This is a genomic window from Pseudorhodoferax aquiterrae, from assembly GCF_014652235.1.
Taxonomy (GTDB): Bacteria; Pseudomonadota; Gammaproteobacteria; order Burkholderiales; family Burkholderiaceae_C; genus Pseudorhodoferax; species Pseudorhodoferax aquiterrae.
Map to the genome: position 1 here is coordinate 118,441 of NZ_BMYK01000017.1, position 19,240 is coordinate 137,680.

Consider the following 19,240-nt stretch of genomic DNA (forward strand, 5'->3'; position numbering starts at 1 on the left):
GGAACCCGAACCCATGGACGCCACCACCCCGAAGGACCGCGCGGCGCTGATCGAGCTGGCGCGCGATCCCGAGCAGACACCGTTCGACTACATCGTCATCGGCTCCGGCGCGGGAGGCGGTCCGCTGGCCGCGCGGCTGGCGCTGGGCGGGCGGCGGGTGCTGCTGCTCGAGGCCGGTGTCGATCCTGCGCTGAACGCACACGACGCGGCGCCGCGCGACGTCTATGCGGTGCCCGCCTTCCATGCCGCGGCCACCGAGGACCCGCAGACCAGTTGGGTGTTCTCGGTGCGGCACTACGACGACGACGCCCGCCAGGCCCGCGACTCCAAGTACGACGCCAAGCAGGATCCCGGCATCGGCATCCGCAAGGGCGGCATCCAGTACCCGCGCGCCGCCGCCATCGGCGGCTGCACGGCGCACCACGCGATGATCATCGTGCGTCCCAACGATGCCGACTGGGACCGGATCGCCGAGAGCACCAACGATGCGTCGTGGCGCTCGGAGCACATGCAGGGCTACTTCACGAAGATCGAGCGCTCGCTGGGCTACGGCGTCTACGACAGCTTTCAGCGCCGCGTCTTCGGCCGCGCCTTCGCCCTGGTGCGGCGGGCCCTGACACTGGTCGAACCACGCCGACAGCTCGATACCGGGGGGCACGGCACGCAGGGCTGGCAGCCGACGAACTTCATCGATCCGCTGGTCATCGCGCGCATCGTGCGCGGCGACCGGGCCTTGCTGCACATCCTGAGGCGCGTCATCCTCGCCACGCTGACGACCACGGGTCAGCGCGCCCGATTGCTGGGCGATGCGCTGCGGACGCAGCCGTTGCGATCCCTGGATCCCAACGTGCGCTCGCCCCGGCTACCGGCGCACGCGCACCTGTCGCTGATCTCGATCGGCACCGAGAACGGGCGCCGTAGCGGCCTGCGCGAGCATCTGCTTCGGGTGCAGCAACAGAAACCGCAGCACCTGGTCATCGAGACAGGCACGCATGTCACGCGGCTGCTGTTCAAGGCGGAGCAGCACGGGCCGCCGAGAGCCATCGGCGTGGAGCTGGTGCGGGGCACCCACCTGTACCGTGCCAGCCCGCGCAGTCCGCGCGAGGGCCCGTCGACGCCGACCGAGAAATTTTTCGCGCGCGAGGAGATCATCGTCTGCGGCGGTGCGTTCAACTCCCCGCAGCTGCTCATGCTCAGTGGCATCGGCGACCGCACCGAACTCCTGCTCCATGGCATCACTGGGCTGCGCGGCACCGCTGGCGCGGACGTGGCGCCGGTGGTCCACCTGCCCGGCGTGGGCCGGCACCTGCAGGACCGCTACGAGGTCAGCATCATCAGCCAGGCCGATGCGCCGTTCTCCACGCTGGATGGCGCGACCTTCAGGCCCGGTCCGCCCGACGACAAGGTGCTGGCACAGTGGCGCGAGGACGGCAGCGGCCTGTACGCGACCAACGGCGGCGCGCTCGCGCTGATGATGTCGTCCCGCGCCAACCAGGAGGTGCGGCGCGACCCGGACCTGTTCATCTTCGGTGTGCCGGCAGCGTTCCGGGGCTACTACTGGAACTGGTCGCGCGAACTGCTGATGGCGACCAAGGGCGCTGGCGCCGAGCAGCGCGACCTGTGGACCTGGGTCATCCTCAAGGCCTACACCGACAACGACCACGGCCGTGTTCGCCTGCGCAGCAACAATCCGCTGGAGCCCCCGCAGATCGACTTCCATTCCTTCCCCGCCACGGTTGGTGCGCAGAAGGATGTCGAGGCTCTGGCCGAAGCCGTGGTGCGCATGCGTGAGATCAACGCCAAGGTGCCGGGGTTCGTGCGCGAAGTGCAGCCCGGCCCGGCGGTGCCACCCGGACGCTCGCCCCAGCTCGACGACTGGATCCGCGACGAGGCATGGGGCCACCATGCCTGCGGCACCTGCAGGATGGGGGCGGCGCGCTGGACCGCGGACCCGGCCTGGCTGCCGCCGGCCGATGCGCAGGTCGTGCTCAGCAGCGACTTCCGCGTGCATGGCGTGCAGAGCCTGCGCGTCGTAGACACGTCGGTGTTTCCGCGCATTCCCGGCTACTTCATCGCCACACCCACCTTCATGATCGGCGAGAAGGCCGCCGATCTGCTGCTGGCCGACCGGACGGAATACCCGCGCGCGCTGGCGGCCGCGGAGGCCGAGGCGGTGCACCTGCGCCGCCGCGCCGCCAAGCCCGGCGGCCCACCACCATCACCTCCGCCCCCGCCCGGCGGCGTCCCTCCCGGGACCGGGGCAGGTCAGGCCGCCGCGACCGCATCCCTGCCGGACGACACCGTGGGCCTGGCGCTGTCGGGCGGCGGCATCCGAAGTGCGACCTTCTGCTTGGGCGTGCTGCAGGCGCTGGCGCAGCGGGGCCGGCTGCGCCGGGTGGACATAGTGTCGTCCGTCTCGGGGGGCGCCTTCGCGGCATCCTTTCTGGGCCGCCTGTACACGCGTCTGTCCCCCGACGTGCCCGACAAGCCGGGACGCGTCGAGTCCATCCTGGGCAATGGCATGGCGTCGGAATTGTGGTGGCTGCGGCGCCATGCCAACTACATCGACAGCGGCAGTCGCGCCGATCTGCAGTCGAACATCGCCATCGTCCTGCGCAACCTCGGTTTCGTCTACCTGTGGCTGGGGCTGCTGTTCTTCGCGGTGTTCGGCTTGGCGCGTGCGGCTGCCGATGCTGCGGCGTGGTTTCCGGTGGCGCCGTCCTGGAAACTGCTAGACATCGGGCTGACACCTTGGTGGTGGCTGGCGCCCGCGCTGGCGTTGTTCGGCACCGTGCCCCTGGCCGCCGGCTACTGGTTCGTGCTGAAGGACCCGCGAGAAGGAGGCGGGCGCGAGGTGGTTCCCCTGCTGCTGTGGATGGTCCTGGTGGCCTGCGCTGTGTTCGGCCTGGGGGTGCCGCTGCTTCGGCCGTGGGCGCTGCTGGGCTTGGCGCTGGTCCTCTTGGCCTGGGCTGCGCAGGGGATCGCGGGCTGGCGCGTGCCGGTACCCGACCCCGAGCGGGCGCTGCGCGGGCCGCTCGGTGCCGCTGGCGCGCGCGCGTCGCTACCGCCCAGCACGGTGGTCCGCAACCGCCTGTCGCGGGCCCTGGGCAGCACCCTGTTTGGCCTCGCCGTGGCCGTGGTCTGGGTGGTATTGGACTCTCTGGCCCGTGTGGGCGCGGACCCTGAGCGGAAATGGCCCATGTGGTCGATGGCAGGCATCGTGCCGCTGCTGCCGGTGTTGCGGGCGCTGGTGATGCGGCTCATTGGCAGCATGGGTGCCGCGGCATCCTCACCCTTTGACGGACCCATCCGGCATGTGCTGGTGGCCACACTGACCTTCGGTCTGGTGTTCTTGCTGCTGCTCTATGTGGACATGGCGGTCCACTGGACGTTCGATTTGCAGGTCGGTCTCTGGCTCACCGGCGCAGCGCTGCTGGCCTCGCTGGCCATCGGCCGGGCCATTGCGTATCTGAACCTGTCGTCACTGCAGCAGGCCTATGGCCAGAAGCTGGTGCGCACCTTTCTCGGAGCGTCCAACGCCGCGCGTGTGCACCCTCCGGGCGTGGACGTGCCTGTGCCGGTGCACGTGCCCGATGCGTCCGACGACGTGGAGTTCGACGCCTACGCGCCGCACGCGCACGGGGGGGCGCTGCACCTGATCGGCGTGTGCGTCAACGACACCGTGGACGGCAGCTCCGGCCGCCAGTTGCGGGACGACAAGGGCTTGCCGATGTGCGTAGGGCCTGCCGGGATCAGCGTGGGGCTGCGCCACCATGCGCTGTGGGCGCCGCGCGAGAGCGGGATGTCGGCACGCGCCGCGCCGCTCACGCCTGTGCGCATCGCCCCCAACCCGCAGCAGTTCCATGTGCTGGCAAGCCGCGACGGCGCGCCGGTGAGCGTTGAACGACTCAAGCTCGGGCAATGGGTCGCGATCTCCGGCGCCGCCGTCTCCACCGGCCTGGGCCGCAGTACATCGCTGGTCCGTTCGGTGCTGCTGGGCCTGTGCAACCTGCGTGTCGGCTACTGGTGGGACAGTGGCATCCCCGCGGACAAGCGGCCCGGGCGCTTTCCGCTGGATCTGTGGGAGCGGGTCAAGGGTCTGCCGCAGTTTTTGTTCCCGCTGCAGATGCACCTGCTCGCCGAGTGGCGTGCCCGCTTCCCTGGTGCCTCGGCTGCGCTGTGGAACCTCAGCGATGGCGGCCATTTCGACAACACCGGCCTGTACGAGCTACTGCGCCGCCGCGTGCGCTTCATGATCGCGGTGGATGCCACACAGGATCCCGAGTACCGCTTCGACGACCTCGCGGTATTGACCCGCCAGGCGCGCGTCGACTTCGGTGCCGCGATCGAGTGGGACGGGACCATGCTCCCGGCCGTACCGCCGGCCTTCGCCGCCTGGCTGAATCCGCAGGGCATCGCGCGCGACCTGTCGTCACTCAAGCGCGATGCAGAGCGCTGCGCGACCTTGGCCCGGGTGACCTATGCCGACGACCCGTCAAGGATCTGCTGGCTGCTGTTGATCAAGCCGTGTGTGGGCATGGAACTCCCCGCCGATACCCGTTACCACGCCACTGCCTACCCATCCTTCCCGCAGGACCGCACGTTCGACCAGTTCTTCGACGACGCGCAATGGGAGGCCTACCGCGTGCTGGGCATGCGGGCGGGCGAGACGGTGATCGGTTGAGGCGGCTGCCCGCGCACAGGCCTCTCACCTGGGCCGCAGTGGCCACCGGCGTCCGTCGGCACTCCCAAAGGCTCTTCCTGCGGAAAGATCAATACGCCGGTGTGCGGAAAGCCTGCTCCGCTCAGTCCTTGGCCGGCGGGGGCGTCGTCATGCGCGTGTTCAGCGCTTCGTTGATCGCTTGCGCCAGGCTCGCGTCGGTGACCGGCTTGCGCAGGCAGGGCATGCCCATCTGCAGTGCCGCCGCCAGCATCTGGGGCGAGCTGTCGGCTGAGACCAGCACGGCGGGCAGGCCGGGGCGGTACTCGCGCAGTCGCCTTACAGTCTGCAGACCATCTGTGTCGTCCAGGCGGTAGTCCACCACCGCCACTTCCACCGACTCCTCGGCAACCGCTGCGCAGGCCGCCTCGACAGTGGCCACAGCACGCACCTTGCAGCCCAGGCTGGCGAGAGCGTGCCGGTAGGCCGAAAGCACTGCCGCGTCGTCGTCCACCACGAGCACGAGCCGCGCAATCAAGGCTGGTATCGCGTGCGAGCTGCCGCCCACGACCGGCTCGGCACCGGCTGCGGCGGGCATGTCCAAATGCACGCGCGTACCTTCGCCCACGCGCGAGTCGACCGTGTAGCGGATGCTCAGCAACCGCGCCAGGCGGCGCACGATGCCAAGGCCGAGGCCATGGCCGCGTCGCCGGTCGCGCTGCGGATTGCCAACCTGGGCGAAGTCCTCGAACACCCTCTCCTGGTCTTGGGCATCCAGGCCTCTCCCGGTGTCCCACACCGTCAGCCGGATACGGTCCTTGCCTAGCAGACGCACCCGTACGCCAATGCTGCCTTGCTCGGTGAATTTCAGCGCGTTGTCGAGTAGGTTGGAGACGATGCGGCGTAGCATTTCCACGTCGCTTGTCACGAAGACTCCGTCTTCGCACTCGCAGTGCAGTGCCAGGGATTTGGCGAGCACAGACGGCCGCAGGCGCTCACAGACGTTTTCGAGGAAGCGCTTGAGCGGGATCTGCTGCAAATGCGGGCGCACCGCGCCGGCGTCGAGTTGGGAGATGTCAAGCAGGCCATCGAGCATCTGGCGCAGCACCTCGATGCCCTCGCTGATCTCCTGCGCAATGGCACGGGTCTCGCCGTCCAGCTGCATGCGTGTCAGGGTGCCGCTGTTCAGAGCCAGGCTCTGCATGGGCTGACGCAGGTCGTGGCTTGCTGCGGCGAGAAAGCGGCTTTTGGAAAGGTCCGCGCGAACAGCAGCGTCGCGGGCCTCGGCGAGCTGCTCGCGTTCGTGCGACAACTGCCGGAGCAGGACGGTGTTCTCCGTACGGATGCGGAACGCCTCCTCGAATACGCGGCGGTTCTGCTCCGAGAAGCGAATCTGCACGCCCAGCAACATCAGCAGCAGGGCTGCAATGGCCCACGACCACCAGTGCGGATGCAAGGCCCACACCAGCGCCGATGGCACGACCATCCCCGCCTGAAAACCAACGCTAACGGGCTTGATCGTGTAGGAGGCCGCGGCACTGCCCGCGGCCTGCGAGGTCAAGACCATGGTCAGGATCGCACTCTCGGGGACGTCCATCCAAAACATGAACCCGGCACTTGCGCCGTGCAGGCAGCCCAGCAGCAAGGTGCTCCAGCCCGCCTGGCGCAGGCGCTCTGCGACCGGCCGCTCCACCTGGGCCACCAGCCGACGGAACAAGGCCAGCCGCCACTCCCGCGCGGCGGTGACGGCAACTGCCCAGGCCACGGGAACCAGCCAAGGCAGCCCGCCGACGACCCCCATGGCGGCGACCATTAACACCGCAGCGAGGATCTGCCAGCGCAGATTGGACGAAAACTCGGTGATGGTCTGCAGACGGAGCTCGTCCAGATCCTGGGCAAAGCCGGCTGCAGCTGTCGTGGAAGCGTTGTGCATGAACTAGTTGGTCGCGCCTTGCGGCATCGGCTCGGAGCCGTTCATCCCAGCGCGTGCGCGGCACCGGCCTGCAGCACGCGGCACAGGGCCGAGACGCGGTTCTTCACGCCGAGCGCCCTGTAGACCATGGACAGGTGCACTTTGACCGTGCCTTCGGCGATGTCCAGGCGGCGCGCGATGCTCTTGTTCGGCAGTCCCTTCAGGGCCAGGGCCAGCACCTCGCGCTGCCGGGTCGACAGGTCGATGCGCAGGAAGTTGGCCAGATCCTCGCTGCCGACTTCGTCGGCCTCGTGCCCGCGTACCACGTCCTCGGAGAAGACGAACTCGGCCGGCACGTAGACCCGCTGGCGCAGCACCAGGCGCAACGCCATGGACATGTCCGCCTCGCTGTAGGACTTGGGAATGAAGCCGGAGGCACCGGCATCGAGTACGGCCCGGATGTGATCACTCCCGCTCTCGGCCGATAGCATGCACACGCTGGCACCTTCAAACCGTTGCTGCATGCGCTGCAATGCCGGCACGCCGGACAGGCCGGGCAAGTGGTAATCCAGCAACACGAGATCGACATCGCTGCACGGGAGTGCGCAGGCGGCCTCCACATCGAGCACAGCCTGGAACTGCAATGCATCGGCCACCCCGCCGGTCTCTCGGTGCATTTCTTCCAAGAGGCGCCGGGTACCGTTCCAGATCAGCTGATGGTCGTCGACGAGTACAACATGCAACGCACACCTCCAGGCTTGCGTGGCCTCCGTCACCGTTGGCAGTGAACAGGTCGCACGCTGCTGCCAGCTTATCCCATGCGAAGCCCCGCCGGTGCGGCAAGCCACTAAACCAAAGCACTAGCCAACGGATGCAGACCGGAGTTCAGGCCGAAGGAGCGACGGTTTACTGGTGGGCGCGTGGCCCGGTTCCTAGACTTCCCATCGGAATCACCGACAGGAGGACCTTGCGATGCAGGCGACAACAACAAGCTTCGAGCGGATGGCCGTCAACGCCGAGGCGCAGTGGAACGGCCATCCCGTATTGACTGCGCTGGTCGCAGGGTTGGACCGGTGCGCCCATGGCATGGCGCTGCTCGATGCCGCCGGCGAGGCATGGTTCGCGAACGCCAGTGCGCGCGCGCTCTTCAAGCGTCTGGCCTCGGGTACGGACCCAGATCCCCAACGCGTGCGCTGGCCACACGATCGAGTTTCCGTGCTTGCCAAGGTGTGCCACCAGGGACACCGCGAGCTGGTGGAGCTCAAGCTGCCCAGGGGCAGCGTGTCGGTCGCGCTGCTGCCCGTGCCGGTGCAGGACAGGCAACTGGCGTTCGCCCTGTTCGGTCGCGAGGAGATCTGCGGCCCCGTGGAACTGCAGCAGTTCGCACTGCGCCACCAGCTCACGATGGCCGAAACCCAAGTATTGGGCGCGTTATGCAAAGGGCTTGTCGCCAACGACATCGCGCTGGTGCATGGTGTTGCCCGTACCACCGTGCTCACGCAGATCGCGGCGATTCGCACCAAAACTGGCAGCCCCAGCGTACGCGCACTGCTGGCCCTGATGTCGCGCATGCCGCAACTCGTCCCGATGATTGGCGTCATGCACCATTGATCTTGGCCGATCACCGCGCCGGCCGGCGTTGCCGGAGAGGGCAGGCAAGACCCTGGATCCAGGCCAGCCGGGCCGGGCGCCGTAGCCTAGCCAGTTGTCGTTCGGGTGGTCGACGTCCCCTCGGGCTGATCAGTCCGGCGCGTCGGGCAGCACCGGCACCTGCAGCCCGAGCTTGAGGCAACCCAGAGCCACCGAGGTGCGGAAACGCCGCACGTTCTCGTCGCCGCGCAAGAGCCGCTCGGCCAGCGCGTCGTAGTCGGCCATCGAGGCCGCGGTGACGACCAGCAGGTAGTCGGCCTCGCCCGTGATCGCATAGCACTGCTGCACGGCGGGTTCGGCCGCGATGCGCGCGTGCAGGCCGGCGGTGCGGCGCGGGTGTTCGTCGTGCACGTGCACCTCCACCAGCAGCGTGAGCGGGCGGCCGAGCCGGGCGGCGTCGAGCTGGGCCGCCTCGGCGCGGATCACGCCGGTCTCGCGCAGGCGCTGGATGCGCCGCTGCACGGCCGGCGCCGACAGGTGCACCGCCTGCGCGATCAGGCGCTGCGGCACGGTGTTGTCGTGCTGCAGGATGTCCAGGATGGCGAGGTCGAAGCCGTCCAGGGCGGCGGCTGCTTTTGCGGGCATGGGTGCGAGCGAAAGTTGCGTTCGGGGCGCGAAATCCGAGCCAGAACGGGCAGCTCGGCGCAATACATTCTCTTCAATGTCGTCGCAACGCGCTTTTTCTTCCTCCCTCTGGTTTCCCTTCCTGGCCATCCTCGGCGCCGTCGGCTTCCTGGGCATCGGCACCTCCTGGGCCAAGGCCAGTCTGTTCCCGCTGGTCGGCGCGCAGGGCACGACGGCCGTGCGCGTGGGCCTGTCGGCCGTGGTGCTGCTGCTGGTGTGGCGGCCCTGGCGGCGCCTGCCCGGCCGCGCCGAGCTGCGCGTGATCGCCTGCTACGGCGTGGCGCTCGGCCTCATGAACCTGGCGTTCTACATGGCGCTGCGCACGCTGCCCTTCGGCGTGGCCGTGGCGATCGAGTTCTCGGGCCCGCTGGCGGTGGCGCTGTACGGCTCACGCCGGCCGGTGGACTTCGTCTGGGTGCTGCTGGCCGTGGCCGGGCTGGCGCTGCTGTTGCCGCTGGGCCAGCAGGTGGGCACGCTGGACCCGGTGGGCGTGGGCTTCGCGCTGCTGGCGGCCGTGTGCTGGGCCACCTACATCGTGTTCGGCAAGCGCGTGGGCCATGTGCCGGCGGGGCTGTCGGTGTCGCTGGGGCTGGCCGTGGCCGCGCTGGTGGTGTTGCCGGTAGGCGTGGCGCATGCGGGCGGGGCGCTGCTGTCGCTGCCGGTGCTGGGTGTCGGCCTGGGCGTGGCCATCCTGTCCAGCGCGGTGCCGATCTCGCTGGAGATGCTGGCGCTGCAGCGCCTGCCCAAACAGGCCTTCGGCATCATGATCAGCATGGAGCCGGCCGTGGCCGCCGTGCTCGCGCTGGTCCTGCTCGGCGAGCGGCTCAGCGCTGCGCAGTGGCTGGCCATCGCGCTGATCATGGCGGCCTCGATAGGCAGCGCCGCGACCGTGCGCAGCACGGCCGCGCCGCAGCGCTTCAGGAAGGTGGCCGACGCCGCCGGGATGGCGCCGCGCTGACCGGACCGGTGGCCACGCCGGCCAGCAGGTGCTGCACGAACAGCTGCGCGGCCGGTGCCAGCGCCTCGCCCGCCCGCAGGCACAGCACGAGCTGGCGTGCGGCCCAGTCCTCGGCCAGCGGCACGCGCTGCACGCCCGCGCTGCGGGCGCAGCGCGTGGCCACCGACGCCGGCACGATGCCCAGGCCGATGCCGGCACCGACCAGCCGGCAGACCGACTCGAAGCTGCGCAGCCGCACGCGGTAGACCAGCCGCCGGCCGATGCGGCGCGCGTGCCGCGCCAGGTGGGTGTGGAAGGCGCTGTGCTCGACCAGGCCCACGAGCGGTGTGGCCGCCACCTCGGCCAGCGTGACGCCGCCGCGCCCGGCCCAGGCGTGGCCGCGCGGCACCACCAGCACCAGCGGGTCGGGCCACAGCGGGTGCACCGACAGGCCGGCGAGGTCGGCCGCGTCCGAGGCCAGGCCGATGTCGCACAGGCCCAGGCGCAGCGCGTCGGCGATCTCCTCGCTGGGCCGCTCTTCCAGGTCCACCGAGATGCCGGGGTGCGCGGCCAGGAAGCCGCTCAGCACGCCGGGCAGGTGCTCGGCCATGGCCGAGGTGTTGCACAGCAGCCGCACCTGGCCCTGCAGGCCGGCGCCGTAGCTGCCCATGTCGGCTTGCAGCCGCTCGACCTGCAGCAGCAGCTGGCGCGCATGCAGCAGCAGGCTGTGGCCGGCCGGCGTGGGCTGCACGCCGCGCGGCACGCGCACGAGCAGCGGCACGCCCAGCGAATCCTCCATGGCGCGGATGCGCTCGCTGGCCGAGGCCAGCGTCATGTGGCTCAGCGCGGCGCCGCCCGTGATGGAGCCGGCCGCATGCACGTGGGTGAACAGCCGAAGGTCTGTGAGGTCGAAGCGCATGCCTGCACGCTAGCACGCGGGCGTGGACCGCGCCTCAGGCATGGCCTGAGCCGCCCTGCGCGCATGCCGGCTGGTGGGCCGGAGCGGCGCTGCACAGAATCGGCGCCATGCTGCTGTCCGAAAGCCTGGCCCGATCGCCCTTGTTGCTGCCCATGCTCGTGGCCGGCGTGTTCCTGCTGGCCGGCCTGGTCAAGGGCGTGGTGGGCATGGGCCTGCCGACCGTCGCGCTGGGCCTGCTGGCGCTGTGGATGGCGCCGGCCGAGGCCGCGGCGCTGTTGATCTGGCCCTCGCTGCTCACCAACCTGTGGCAGATGCAGCCCTGGGGCCGGCTCACCGCCATGCTGGGCCGGCTCTGGCCCATGCAGGCCGGCGTGGTGGCCGGCACGCTGGGCGGGGCCTGGGCCTTCGGTGGCTTGGGCGGCGCCTGGGCGCCGCTGGCGCTGGGCGGGGCGCTGGTGGTCTACGCGCTGTGGGGCCTGGCGGGGCGGCGCCTGTCGGTGGCGCCCGCGGCCGAGCCCTTGTGGGGCCCGCTGGTCGGCCTCGCGACCGGCCTGGTGACCGCCACCACGGGCGTGTTCGTGCTGCCGGCCGTGCCCTACCTGCAGGCGCTGCGCTGGAGCAGCGATGAACTGATCCAGGCCATGGGCATCTCGTTCACGGTGTCCACGCTGGCACTGGCCGCGGGCCTGCGATTGGGCAGCGCCCAGGTGGACATGCCCTGGGGCCTGTCGCTGGCCATGCTGGTGCCGGCACTGGCAGGCATGGCCCTGGGTGCGGCGCTGCGGCGCCGGCTGTCACCGGCGCTGTTTCGGCGCTGCTTCTTCCTGGGGCTGCTGGGGCTGGGCGCGCACATGTTGCTGCGCGGCTGAGCGCGCGGCGCCGGCAGGATCAGGCCAGCGCCTTGCCGAACGTTGCGAGCAATCGCGTCCAGGCGCGCTCGGACTGGGCCGCGTCGTAGACCCGCGTGTCGGGCGGGCACCAGCCGTGGGCCGCCGGGTAGACCTCCACCTCGGCCGGCAGCTTGGCACTTTCGATCGCGGTGCGCAGCGTGGTCTTGGCCTCGGGTTCCTTGGCGTCGTCGTTCTCGGCCACCGCGATCAGGTAGTGCGCCTGTGTCTGGCCCACCAGGCGGTGCGGGCTGTCGGGTGCCTGCGTGACCATGGCCGCGCCGTGGAAGCTCGCGACCGCGCCCACGCGGCCCGGCGCCACGGTGGCCGTGCGCACCGCGATCGGCCCGCCCATGCAGTAACCGGTGGTGCCGATCTTGCGCTTCTTGTCGACCTCGCTCTGGGCGTCGAGCCAGGCGACGAAGGTCTTGCCGTCGGAGAGGTGCATGGCCGGCGTCAGGGCCTGCATCAGCGGGCGCACTTCCTCGATCGGCGTCTGCCCCCCCTGGGCCGCGGTGGGCGCCTTCTTCTGCCGGTAGAACGGGTTGACCACGAGCACGCTGTAGCCCGACTCGGCCAGGCGCTTGCCCATCTGCCGGAAGGCGGGGCGCAGGCCGAACACGTCGGGCCAGACCAGCACGCCGGGTGCGCTGCCCGAGGTGGGGGCGACGAAGTACGCATCGCAGACCCCGTCGGGCGTGGTGATGCTGACCTCGCGCTCGGCCACGGCCGCGGCATTGGCCACGGCAGGCAGCACCGTCAGCAGGCCGGCAGAAGCGGCCCAGGCGCCGAAGTCGCGCCGGGTGTACTTGTGAAGCTCTTCCTGGTCGTTCAGATCGCACATGGTGGTTTCCTTTTGGATGGGCTCGAAAGCAGCCGGGCTTATGCCACGAATCGGAATGACCGGCAATGCGGCATGGCTTCAGGTGGGTGGCGTCGGCGCCTGCCGCCCGTTCATGTACTGGTTGGTCGTGAGTCCCATGGACACGTAGATGCTGGTCAGCCCCTCGATGCCCACGTCGGCCCGGCTGACCCAGTCCTCGGGCACGTAGAGCAGGCCGCCGCCCACGGGCACGGGCGCGGTCGGCACCAGCACGCCCAGGTAGCGGCGGCCGCCGTCCATGACCACGGGCTCGGGCGTGCAGAGCAGGGCCAGCACGGCGACCTTCTGGCCCTCGGCGGGCGGCGCGTCCGCGGCGGGCCGGCCGCCGAAATGCAGCCAGACCGGGCTCATGGAGCCCAGACCCTCGCCGCTCTTGCGCGAGAACAGGTCGACCATGCGTTTGACCAGGTCGTAGATGTTGCGCACCAGCGGGATGCGCGTCATGAGCCGGTCGACGATGCGCTGCAGGCCGCGCTGCAGCCCGGCTTCCACCAGCACCCCCAGCACGTAGATGGCCGCGCAGAGCAGCAGCAGCCCCAGCGCATAGCCGATGGACTCGGACCGCGTGACCGAAAAACCGATCGCCACCAGCACCGAGCCGAACAGGCTGGACGGACCGAACCAGGCCGCCAGCAACTGCCAGAACCAGCCCAGCAGCGCCAGCGTGGCGGCCAGCGGCAGCACGGCCAGCAGCCCGGTCAGGAACGGGCGGGCGAGGTGTTTGGACTGGGCCTGCAGGCGGGCGAGCATGGTGGTGTGGCGACGACGGGTTGTTGGGCGGCGGGCGATGGTAAGGCCACGGCGCTGCCGGCGAATGCCCGCAGCAGCAGCGGTGTCAGTTCGTGCATGTCGGCGAGCACGGGGCCGCGCGGCGCCAGCCCTGCGTCGAAACCCAGGTCCAGCAGGCGCTGGCGCAGCAGCGGGTCCTGCGCGATCACGTGCACGGGCACGTCCCAGGGGGCGCGCTCGCCGCTGACACCCGGGAAGGCCTGGTGGTCGCCCAGCACGATGGCCACCAGGCCCGGCGGTGCCAGGCGCTGCAGGTAGTCGCCCAGCCAGGCCCAGGTGCCGGCGATGGACTGCACATAAGCCGGCACCGGCGCGCGCAGCGAGACCGGCTCGTCCAGCGCCACGGCGTGCTGCTGCGCGGTGTAGGGCGCCGGGCCCGCGAGCCGCGCCCAATCGGCCACGAAGGGCGCCAGCGGGCGGAACGGCGCATGGCTGTCCAGCGTGGGAAAGACGACGAAGCGCGGCGCGCGCGGCCGGGGGCCGGCGAGTTCCTGCGCGTGCAGCAGCGCCATCGCGGCCTGGTCCGGCAAGCGCGCCGGGCCGAACAGCGGGCCGGCGTAGCCGATGCTGCGCGCATCGGCGATGCGGTCGAAGCCGAAGAAGCGGCCCTCGGGCCAGTCGCGCTGTAGCCCCGGCATCCAGCCCACGGTGCGCCAGCCGTGGGCGCCGAAGTGCTGCACCAGCGTGCGGCGCTGGCTGCTCAGCAGCAGCTCGTAGTCCAGCGGGTCGCGCGTGTCCACGCCCGTGAGCAGGGCGCCGTGGGCCAGCCAGGAGCCACCCGCGAAGGTGGGCGAGCGCACGCGCGCCGAGACGGCCCAGCGGCCGCTCGCGGCGATGGCATCGGCCAGCGCTGCACGCGGGGCGGCGAGCGCGGCGTCCTGCGCGGGCCGGTCCAGCGTGCTGACGCCGTAGGACTCGGAGAACAGCAGCAGCACGTCGGCGCCGTGCAGGCCGGCGAGATCGCTGTCCCATGCCGGGCTGGGCGTCAGGCGTTCGGCCGCCGCGTCGCGCGGCAGCAGCAGCGCGGTCAGCGCGAGCTGGCGGGCCAGCACGGGCGTGACGGCGCCGGCGAACCAGCGGTTGCGGTCCAGGCCCTGCACGCCGTGCGCGGCAAACAGCGCCAGCAGCAGGACGCTGGCCCCCAGGGCTGCACGGCGCAGTGGCCGCACAGCGAGCGCGCTGCCCAGCATGTGCCAGAGCGCCAGCAGCAGCCGGTACAGCAGCGCGCAGGCCAGCACCAGCGCGCCGGCACCGAGCAGCACCTGCCAGCGCGCGACGCCCTGGTCCGCCAGCACCTGGCCCAGGTGGCGGCCATCCCAGTAGATGTGCAGCGTGCGGCCATACAGCGCGGCCGAGGTGATTTCGGCCAGGCGCACCACGGCCAGCACGGTGCAGGCCGCGGCCAGCGTGCGCAGCAGGCGCGGCGGCAGGCGGCCGCGCCAGGCGGCCCAGGCCGCGGCCAGCAGCAGCGCGATGCAGAGTTCAGGCGCGATGCGCGCGGTGAGCTGCGGCCAGGGCGCGGGCCCTGGGTTGACCAGCGTCAGCAGCGCATTGAGCCCCAGCAGCGGAACGGCCAGCTGCAGCAGCGGCCAGGCCCGCCTCACTTGCGGATGGCCTCGAACTCGATGAGCAGCTGCACCTCGTCGCCGACCCAGCCGTTGGCCACACCGTAGTCCATGCCGAAGGCGCTGCGCCTGAGGCTTCCGCGCGCCGACACGCCCATGGTGTGCTGCTTGGTGATGGGCGAGGGTGCGCTCTTGTTCCAGGTGGCCGTGAGCGTGAGCGGCTGCCTGCGGCCCAGCAGCTCCAGCTCGCCGGCGATCTCGTACTGGCGCTCGCCCGTGCGCTTGCCGTCCGCCGCCGTGAACACCATGCGCGGAAAGCGCGAGGCGTTGAGGAAGTCGCCGCCGCGCAGATGCCGGTCGCGACCGTTGTGCTGGCTGCTCACGCTGTCGGTCTCCACCTCGATGCGCACCGCGCCGAGCTGGCCGCTGGCCTCGTCGAAGCTGTAGCTGCCGCTGGCCTTGCGGAACTGGCCCAGCACCTTGGCGTAGCCGATGTGTTCGACCAGGAAGGCCAGGGTCAGGTGGTCGGGGTCGATCTCGTAGCGCGCGCTCTGCGCGAAGGCCGGCAGGGCGGCGCAGAGCAGGCCGGCGCACAGGGCACGGCGCAGGCGGACGGGGAGGGCATGGGTCATGGGCGGGCCTCGGTGGTGTGCCGGCGTGCGAGCCAGGCGATGTCGACGGCGAAGGACCAGGCCAGCAGGGCCAGGCTGGCGGCCGCCAGCGCGGCCGACCAGTCCGGCGGGACGATGGGCCCCAGGCAGACGATCAGCGCGACGATCTGCACCACGCAGACCGTCTTGCGCCGCCAGCTCGGCGGCAGCGGCGCATCCAGCCAGGGCCACAGGCGCGCGGCCAGCACGAAGGCATAGCGCATGCCGCCGGCGGCCAGCACCCAGGCGCCGGCCTTGCCGAACTGCAGCACCAAGGCGCTGAGCACGAGGATCAGCAGCGCGTCGGTCTCCATGTCGAAACGCGCACCGAAGGCGCTGGCCTGGCCGCGCGTGCGTGCCAGCGGCCCGTCGACGGCATCGAGCAGGGCCGTCAGCGTGGCCAGCAGCACGGCGGCCCAGGCCAGCGCAGGGCGTTCGGCCAGCGGCTCGCCCAGCGCTGCGGCCAGCAGCGCGGCCAGCGCCAGCCGCGCCAGTGTGATGGCGTTGGCCGCGCCGAAGCGCCGGTGCGGCGCATGCTGGGCCAGGCCCTGCCAGACGCAGGCCGCGCCCAGGCCGAACAGTGCCAGGGCCTTGGGGATGTACCAGGCGCCGAAACCGGCCAGCGCGCGCGCGGCGAGGGCGCCGGCCAGCAGCGCGAGCAGGGCGCAGGCCAGCGCGAGCGCCGTGTCACGCCGCAGGGCGTGGCGCTGGGGCGGGGCGGCAAGGGCATGGGCGGGGGGCACGGGACTCCTCGATAAGATGCCCGACCAAGCATGCCAGCAACGCATTCCCCAAAGGTGTCCAAGGGTTACAACGCCTGCTGGACCGAAGCGCCCGGCCGCGCCGCCTTGCGCAGCGGCGCGCTGCCGGCGCTGCCCGCGGGCAGCGTGCAAGTGCGCACGCTGCACAGTGCCGTGAGCCGCGGCACCGAGCTGTTGGTGTTCCGCGGCGAGGTGCCCGCGAGCGAATACCAGCGCATGCGCGCGCCGTTCCAGCAGGGCGATTTCCCCGGGCCCGTGAAGTACGGCTACGCGAGCGTCGGCGTGGTCGAGGACGGCCCGGCGGACTGGCTGGGCCGGCCCGTGTTCTGCCTGCACCCGCACCAGACGCGCTACCAGGTGCCGGTCGCGGCCGTCCACGCCTTGCCCGAAGGCCTGCCGCCCGCCCGCGCGGTGCTGGCGGCCAACATGGAGACGGCCGTCAACGCGCTCTGGGACGCCGCGCCGCGCCTGGGCGACCGCATCGCCGTGGTCGGCGGCGGCGTGGTGGGCCTGCTGGTGGCCTGGCTGGCTGCGCGCATGCCGGGCTGCGCGGTCGAGCTCGTCGACGTGCGGCCCGAACGCGCCGGCGTGGCCGCGCGGCTGGGCCTGGATTTCGCATCGCCGACCACGGCACGGCCCGGTGCCGACCTCGTGGTCCACGCCAGCGGCCAGCCGCAGGGCCTGGTCACGGCGCTGGGCCTGGCCGGCTTCGAGGCCCAGGTGCTGGAGCTGAGCTGGTACGGCCGGCGCGCCGTGACGCTGCCGCTCGGCGAGGCCTTCCACGCCCAGCGCCTGAGCCTGCGCAGCTCGCAGGTCGGACAGGTCGCCGCGGCGCAGCGCAGCCGCTGGAGCCATGGCCGGCGCCTGGCGCTGGCGCTCGACCTCTTGCGCGACCCTGTGCTCGACGCCCTGCTGACCGACCAGGCTCCGTTCGACGCGCTGCCGGCCGTGCTGCAGCGCCTGTCGGACGGCGCGCCCCAGACCCTTTGCCAACGCATCGACTACCCCCCACCATGACCATCGCCTCGACCCTGCGGCACCTGGCCCAGCGCAGCCCGGCCTGCGAGCGCAACCGCGAGCCCATCCTCGAGCGGCTGCTGCAGCTGCTGCCGCCCTCGGGCAACGCGCTGGAGATCGCCAGCGGCACCGGCCAGCACGTGGCCTTTTTCGCGGCGCGCATGCCAGGCTGGGTCTGGCAGCCCAGCGACCGCACGGACGCGGCCTTCGCCTCCATCGACGCCTGGTGTGCGCAGGAGGGCGCGGCCAAGGTCCACGGTCCGGTGCTGCTGGACGCCACCGCGCCGCGCTGGCCGGACGAGGGTCCGGCCTTCGAGGCCGGCAGCTTCGACCTCGTGCTGTGCGCCAACATGCTGCACATCGCGCCGTGGTCCGCCTGCGCCGGCCTCATGCAGGGCGCGGCGCGCTACCTGGCGCCGGGCGGACGACTCGTGACCTACGGCCCCTACCTGGAGGCCGATGTGCCCACCGCGCCGAGCAACCTTGCCTTCGATGCCGACCTGCGCCAGCGCGACCCGGCCTGGGGCCTGCGCGCGCTGGCCGACGTGGTGGGCGAGGCGCACGCGGCCGGCCTGCGGCTTGCCGAGCGCCACGCCATGCCCGCCAACAACCTCCTGCTCGTCTTCCAACCCGCCTGAATCCATGTACAGCGTCAACGTCCGCGACCATTTCATGATCGCCCACAGCTTCCGCGGCGAAGCCTTCGGCCCGGCCCAGCGCCTGCACGGCGCGACCTACGTGGTCGATGCCACCTTCCGGCGCCGCGCGCTCGATGCCGACGGCATGGTGGTCGACATCGCGCTGGCCACCACCGTGCTGCGCGAGGTGCTGGCCGAATTCAACTTCCGCAACCTGGACGACGAGGGCGCCTTCACGGGCCAGAACACCACGACGGAGTTCATGGCCCGCGTGATGTTCGAGCGCATCGCCGCGCGCGCCCAGGCCGGCGAGTTGGGGCCGCACGCCCATGGCCTGCAATCACTGCGCGTGCGGCTGCACGAGTCGCACGTGGCCTGGGCCGAATACGAGGGCCCGCTGGCGCCGGCCTGATGGCGCGCCGCTGCGTGTTCCTCGTGCCCGGCGATGCGCAGGCGCGCACCGGTGGCACGCTCTACGACCGGCGCATCGTCGCGGGCCTGCGCGCACAGGGCTGGCAGGTCGACTGGTGCTCGCCCGGCGACGGCTTCCCCTGGCCCGACGCGGCAGCGCGCGCGCGGGCCGCGGCCTGTGTCGAAGCACTGCCCGACGGTGCGCTGGTCGTGGCCGACGGCCTGGCGTTCGGCGCGCTGCCGGAGCTCGCGGAGCGCCATGCGGCGCGCCTGTGCTGGGTGGCGCTGGTGCACCACCCGCTGGCACTGGAGAGCGGGCTGTCGGCACCGGAGCAGACCTTGCTCGCAGCGAGCGAGCGGCGTGCGCTGGCCTGCGCGCGCCAGGTGGTCGTGACCAGCGCGGCCACCGCCGGCGCGCTGCAGGCTTACGCCGTACCCGCAGCGCGCACCGCGGTGGTCGCGCCAGGGACCGATCCGGCGCCTCCCGCGCACGGCAGCGTGCAGGGCTTGTCGCTGCTGTGCGTTGCCACGGTCACGCCGCGCAAGGCCCATGCGCTGCTGCTGCAGGCACTGGCCGGCCTGCGCGACCGGCCCTGGCACCTGCACTGCGTGGGCAGCCTGGAGCGCGACACGGCCACCGCCGCGGCGGCCCGGGCCCTGGCGCAATCGCTGGGCCTCGCAGACCGTGTGACCTGGCACGGCGAAGTGGATGTGCAGCCGCTGCAGGCGCTGTACGCGCAGGCCGACCTGTTCGTGCTGCCCTCGCTGCACGAGGGCTATGGCATGGCCTTCGCCGAGGCGCTCGCACACGGGTTGCCCGTGCTCGGCTGCGCGGCCGGCGCAGTGCCCGACACCGTGCCGGCCTCGGCCGGCGTGCTCGTGCCGCCCGGCGACGGCGTGGCGCTGCAGGCCGCGCTGCAGGCGCTGCGCGACGCCG

17 protein-coding genes are annotated in these 19,240 nt (G+C 71.5%); 8 read left to right on the plus strand and 9 right to left on the minus strand.

The features are described from left to right. Positions 1-13 precede the first annotated feature (13 nt). Positions 14-4,684, plus strand: coding sequence for a GMC oxidoreductase (locus IE209_RS22370; RefSeq protein ID WP_189689120.1), 4,671 nt, complete (start codon positions 14-16; stop codon positions 4,682-4,684). Positions 4,685-4,805: 121 nt separating this feature from the next. Here the strand turns inward: IE209_RS22370 and IE209_RS22375 are convergent, their stop codons facing one another. Both IE209_RS22375 and IE209_RS22380 read right to left on the minus strand, forming a co-directional pair. Further along, complete coding sequence (locus IE209_RS22375; protein ID WP_189689121.1) at positions 4,806-6,593, minus strand: ATP-binding response regulator; 1,788 nt, start codon at positions 6,591-6,593, stop codon at positions 4,806-4,808. A gap of 41 nt (positions 6,594-6,634) precedes the next feature. Next, positions 6,635-7,420: a response regulator gene (locus IE209_RS22380; RefSeq protein ID WP_308433207.1), complete on the minus strand. Its 786-nt coding sequence runs from the start codon at positions 7,418-7,420 to the stop codon at positions 6,635-6,637. A 124-nt stretch (positions 7,421-7,544) separates the two neighbouring features. Here IE209_RS22380 and IE209_RS22385 point away from each other — a divergent pair, with 124 nt between their 5' ends. Next, entirely contained in the window at positions 7,545-8,183 is a 639-nt protein-coding gene (locus IE209_RS22385) for a helix-turn-helix transcriptional regulator (RefSeq protein WP_189689123.1), read from the plus strand. A 129-nt stretch (positions 8,184-8,312) separates the two neighbouring features. On the opposite strand, the gene IE209_RS22390 is transcribed toward IE209_RS22385, so the two are convergent. Beyond that, positions 8,313-8,807, minus strand: coding sequence for an Lrp/AsnC family transcriptional regulator (locus IE209_RS22390; protein ID WP_189689124.1), 495 nt, complete (start codon positions 8,805-8,807; stop codon positions 8,313-8,315). Between the two features lie 76 nt (positions 8,808-8,883). On the opposite strand from IE209_RS22390, the gene IE209_RS22395 reads away from it, so the two are divergent. Then, positions 8,884-9,804 (plus strand): EamA family transporter, encoded by a 921-nt coding sequence (locus tag IE209_RS22395; RefSeq protein ID WP_189689125.1) that lies wholly within the window; start codon positions 8,884-8,886, stop codon positions 9,802-9,804. Here the strand turns inward: IE209_RS22395 and IE209_RS22400 are convergent. Beyond that, on the minus strand, positions 9,764-10,702 hold the full coding sequence (locus tag IE209_RS22400) for a LysR family transcriptional regulator (RefSeq protein ID WP_189689126.1): 939 nt from the start codon (positions 10,700-10,702) through the stop codon (positions 9,764-9,766). The two genes, IE209_RS22395 and IE209_RS22400, sit on opposite strands and share 41 nt — an antisense overlap. A gap of 107 nt (positions 10,703-10,809) precedes the next feature. On the opposite strand from IE209_RS22400, the gene IE209_RS22405 reads away from it, so the two are divergent. Further along, positions 10,810-11,571, plus strand: a complete 762-nt coding sequence (locus IE209_RS22405) for a sulfite exporter TauE/SafE family protein (RefSeq protein WP_189689127.1) — start codon at positions 10,810-10,812, stop codon at positions 11,569-11,571. Between the two features lie 19 nt (positions 11,572-11,590). Here the strand turns inward: IE209_RS22405 and IE209_RS22410 are convergent, their stop codons facing one another. The 5 genes from IE209_RS22410 to IE209_RS22430 all read right to left on the minus strand — a co-directional run bounded on the left by IE209_RS22410 (position 11,591) and on the right by IE209_RS22430 (position 16,219). Beyond that, positions 11,591-12,433 carry a dienelactone hydrolase family protein gene (locus IE209_RS22410; protein ID WP_189689128.1) on the minus strand — a complete coding sequence of 281 codons (843 nt, stop codon included), beginning with the start codon at positions 12,431-12,433 and terminating at the stop codon, positions 11,591-11,593. A gap of 78 nt (positions 12,434-12,511) precedes the next feature. Beyond that, on the minus strand, positions 12,512-13,222 hold the full coding sequence (locus IE209_RS22415; RefSeq protein ID WP_189689129.1) for a DUF502 domain-containing protein: 711 nt from the start codon (positions 13,220-13,222) through the stop codon (positions 12,512-12,514). Next, positions 13,171-14,865 (minus strand): alkaline phosphatase family protein, encoded by a 1,695-nt coding sequence (locus IE209_RS22420; protein WP_189689130.1) that lies wholly within the window; start codon positions 14,863-14,865, stop codon positions 13,171-13,173. The genes IE209_RS22415 and IE209_RS22420 overlap by 52 nt, the downstream gene beginning before the upstream one ends. Then, the gene (locus tag IE209_RS22425; protein WP_189689131.1) at positions 14,862-15,458 is read right to left on the minus strand and encodes a YceI family protein; all 597 of its coding nucleotides are present in this window, start codon (positions 15,456-15,458) and stop codon (positions 14,862-14,864) included. The genes IE209_RS22420 and IE209_RS22425 overlap by 4 nt, the downstream gene beginning before the upstream one ends. Then, positions 15,455-16,219 (minus strand): CDP-alcohol phosphatidyltransferase family protein, encoded by a 765-nt coding sequence (locus IE209_RS22430; RefSeq protein WP_229883001.1) that lies wholly within the window; start codon positions 16,217-16,219, stop codon positions 15,455-15,457. Before IE209_RS22430 ends, IE209_RS22425 begins: the two co-directional genes overlap by 4 nt. Positions 16,220-16,273: 54 nt before the next feature. On the opposite strand from IE209_RS22430, the gene IE209_RS22435 reads away from it, so the two are divergent. From IE209_RS22435 to IE209_RS22450, 4 genes are all read left to right on the plus strand, one after another. Then, entirely contained in the window at positions 16,274-17,254 is a 981-nt protein-coding gene (locus IE209_RS22435; RefSeq protein ID WP_229883002.1) for a zinc-dependent alcohol dehydrogenase, read from the plus strand. Continuing rightward, positions 17,251-17,892: a DUF938 domain-containing protein gene (locus IE209_RS22440; protein ID WP_189689134.1), complete on the plus strand. Its 642-nt coding sequence runs from the start codon at positions 17,251-17,253 to the stop codon at positions 17,890-17,892. Before IE209_RS22435 ends, IE209_RS22440 begins: the two co-directional genes overlap by 4 nt. A gap of 4 nt (positions 17,893-17,896) precedes the next feature. Beyond that, positions 17,897-18,304, plus strand: a complete 408-nt coding sequence (locus tag IE209_RS22445) for a 6-pyruvoyl trahydropterin synthase family protein (RefSeq protein ID WP_189689135.1) — start codon at positions 17,897-17,899, stop codon at positions 18,302-18,304. Next, positions 18,304-19,240: glycosyltransferase family 4 protein (locus IE209_RS22450; protein WP_189689136.1), on the plus strand; the 937-nt coding region annotated here is incomplete at its 3' end. The genes IE209_RS22445 and IE209_RS22450, both read left to right, overlap by 1 nt.

Bases quoted from the DNA above. Each gene is read 5' to 3' on its own strand.
- IE209_RS22370 (WP_189689120.1), top strand. From the start codon at position 14: ATGGACGCCACCACCCCGAAGGACCGCGCGGCGCTGATCGAGCTGGCG.
- IE209_RS22375 (WP_189689121.1), bottom strand. From the start codon at position 6,593: ATGCACAACGCTTCCACGACAGCTGCAGCCGGCTTTGCCCAGGATCTG.
- IE209_RS22385 (WP_189689123.1), top strand. From the start codon at position 7,545: ATGCAGGCGACAACAACAAGCTTCGAGCGGATGGCCGTCAACGCCGAG.
- IE209_RS22390 (WP_189689124.1), bottom strand. From the start codon at position 8,807: ATGCCCGCAAAAGCAGCCGCCGCCCTGGACGGCTTCGACCTCGCCATC.
- IE209_RS22395 (WP_189689125.1), top strand. From the start codon at position 8,884: ATGTCGTCGCAACGCGCTTTTTCTTCCTCCCTCTGGTTTCCCTTCCTG.
- IE209_RS22400 (WP_189689126.1), bottom strand. From the start codon at position 10,702: ATGCGCTTCGACCTCACAGACCTTCGGCTGTTCACCCACGTGCATGCG.
- IE209_RS22405 (WP_189689127.1), top strand. From the start codon at position 10,810: ATGCTGCTGTCCGAAAGCCTGGCCCGATCGCCCTTGTTGCTGCCCATG.
- IE209_RS22410 (WP_189689128.1), bottom strand. From the start codon at position 12,433: ATGTGCGATCTGAACGACCAGGAAGAGCTTCACAAGTACACCCGGCGC.
- IE209_RS22415 (WP_189689129.1), bottom strand. From the start codon at position 13,222: ATGCTCGCCCGCCTGCAGGCCCAGTCCAAACACCTCGCCCGCCCGTTC.
- IE209_RS22425 (WP_189689131.1), bottom strand. From the start codon at position 15,458: ATGACCCATGCCCTCCCCGTCCGCCTGCGCCGTGCCCTGTGCGCCGGC.
- IE209_RS22440 (WP_189689134.1), top strand. From the start codon at position 17,251: ATGACCATCGCCTCGACCCTGCGGCACCTGGCCCAGCGCAGCCCGGCC.
- IE209_RS22445 (WP_189689135.1), top strand. From the start codon at position 17,897: ATGTACAGCGTCAACGTCCGCGACCATTTCATGATCGCCCACAGCTTC.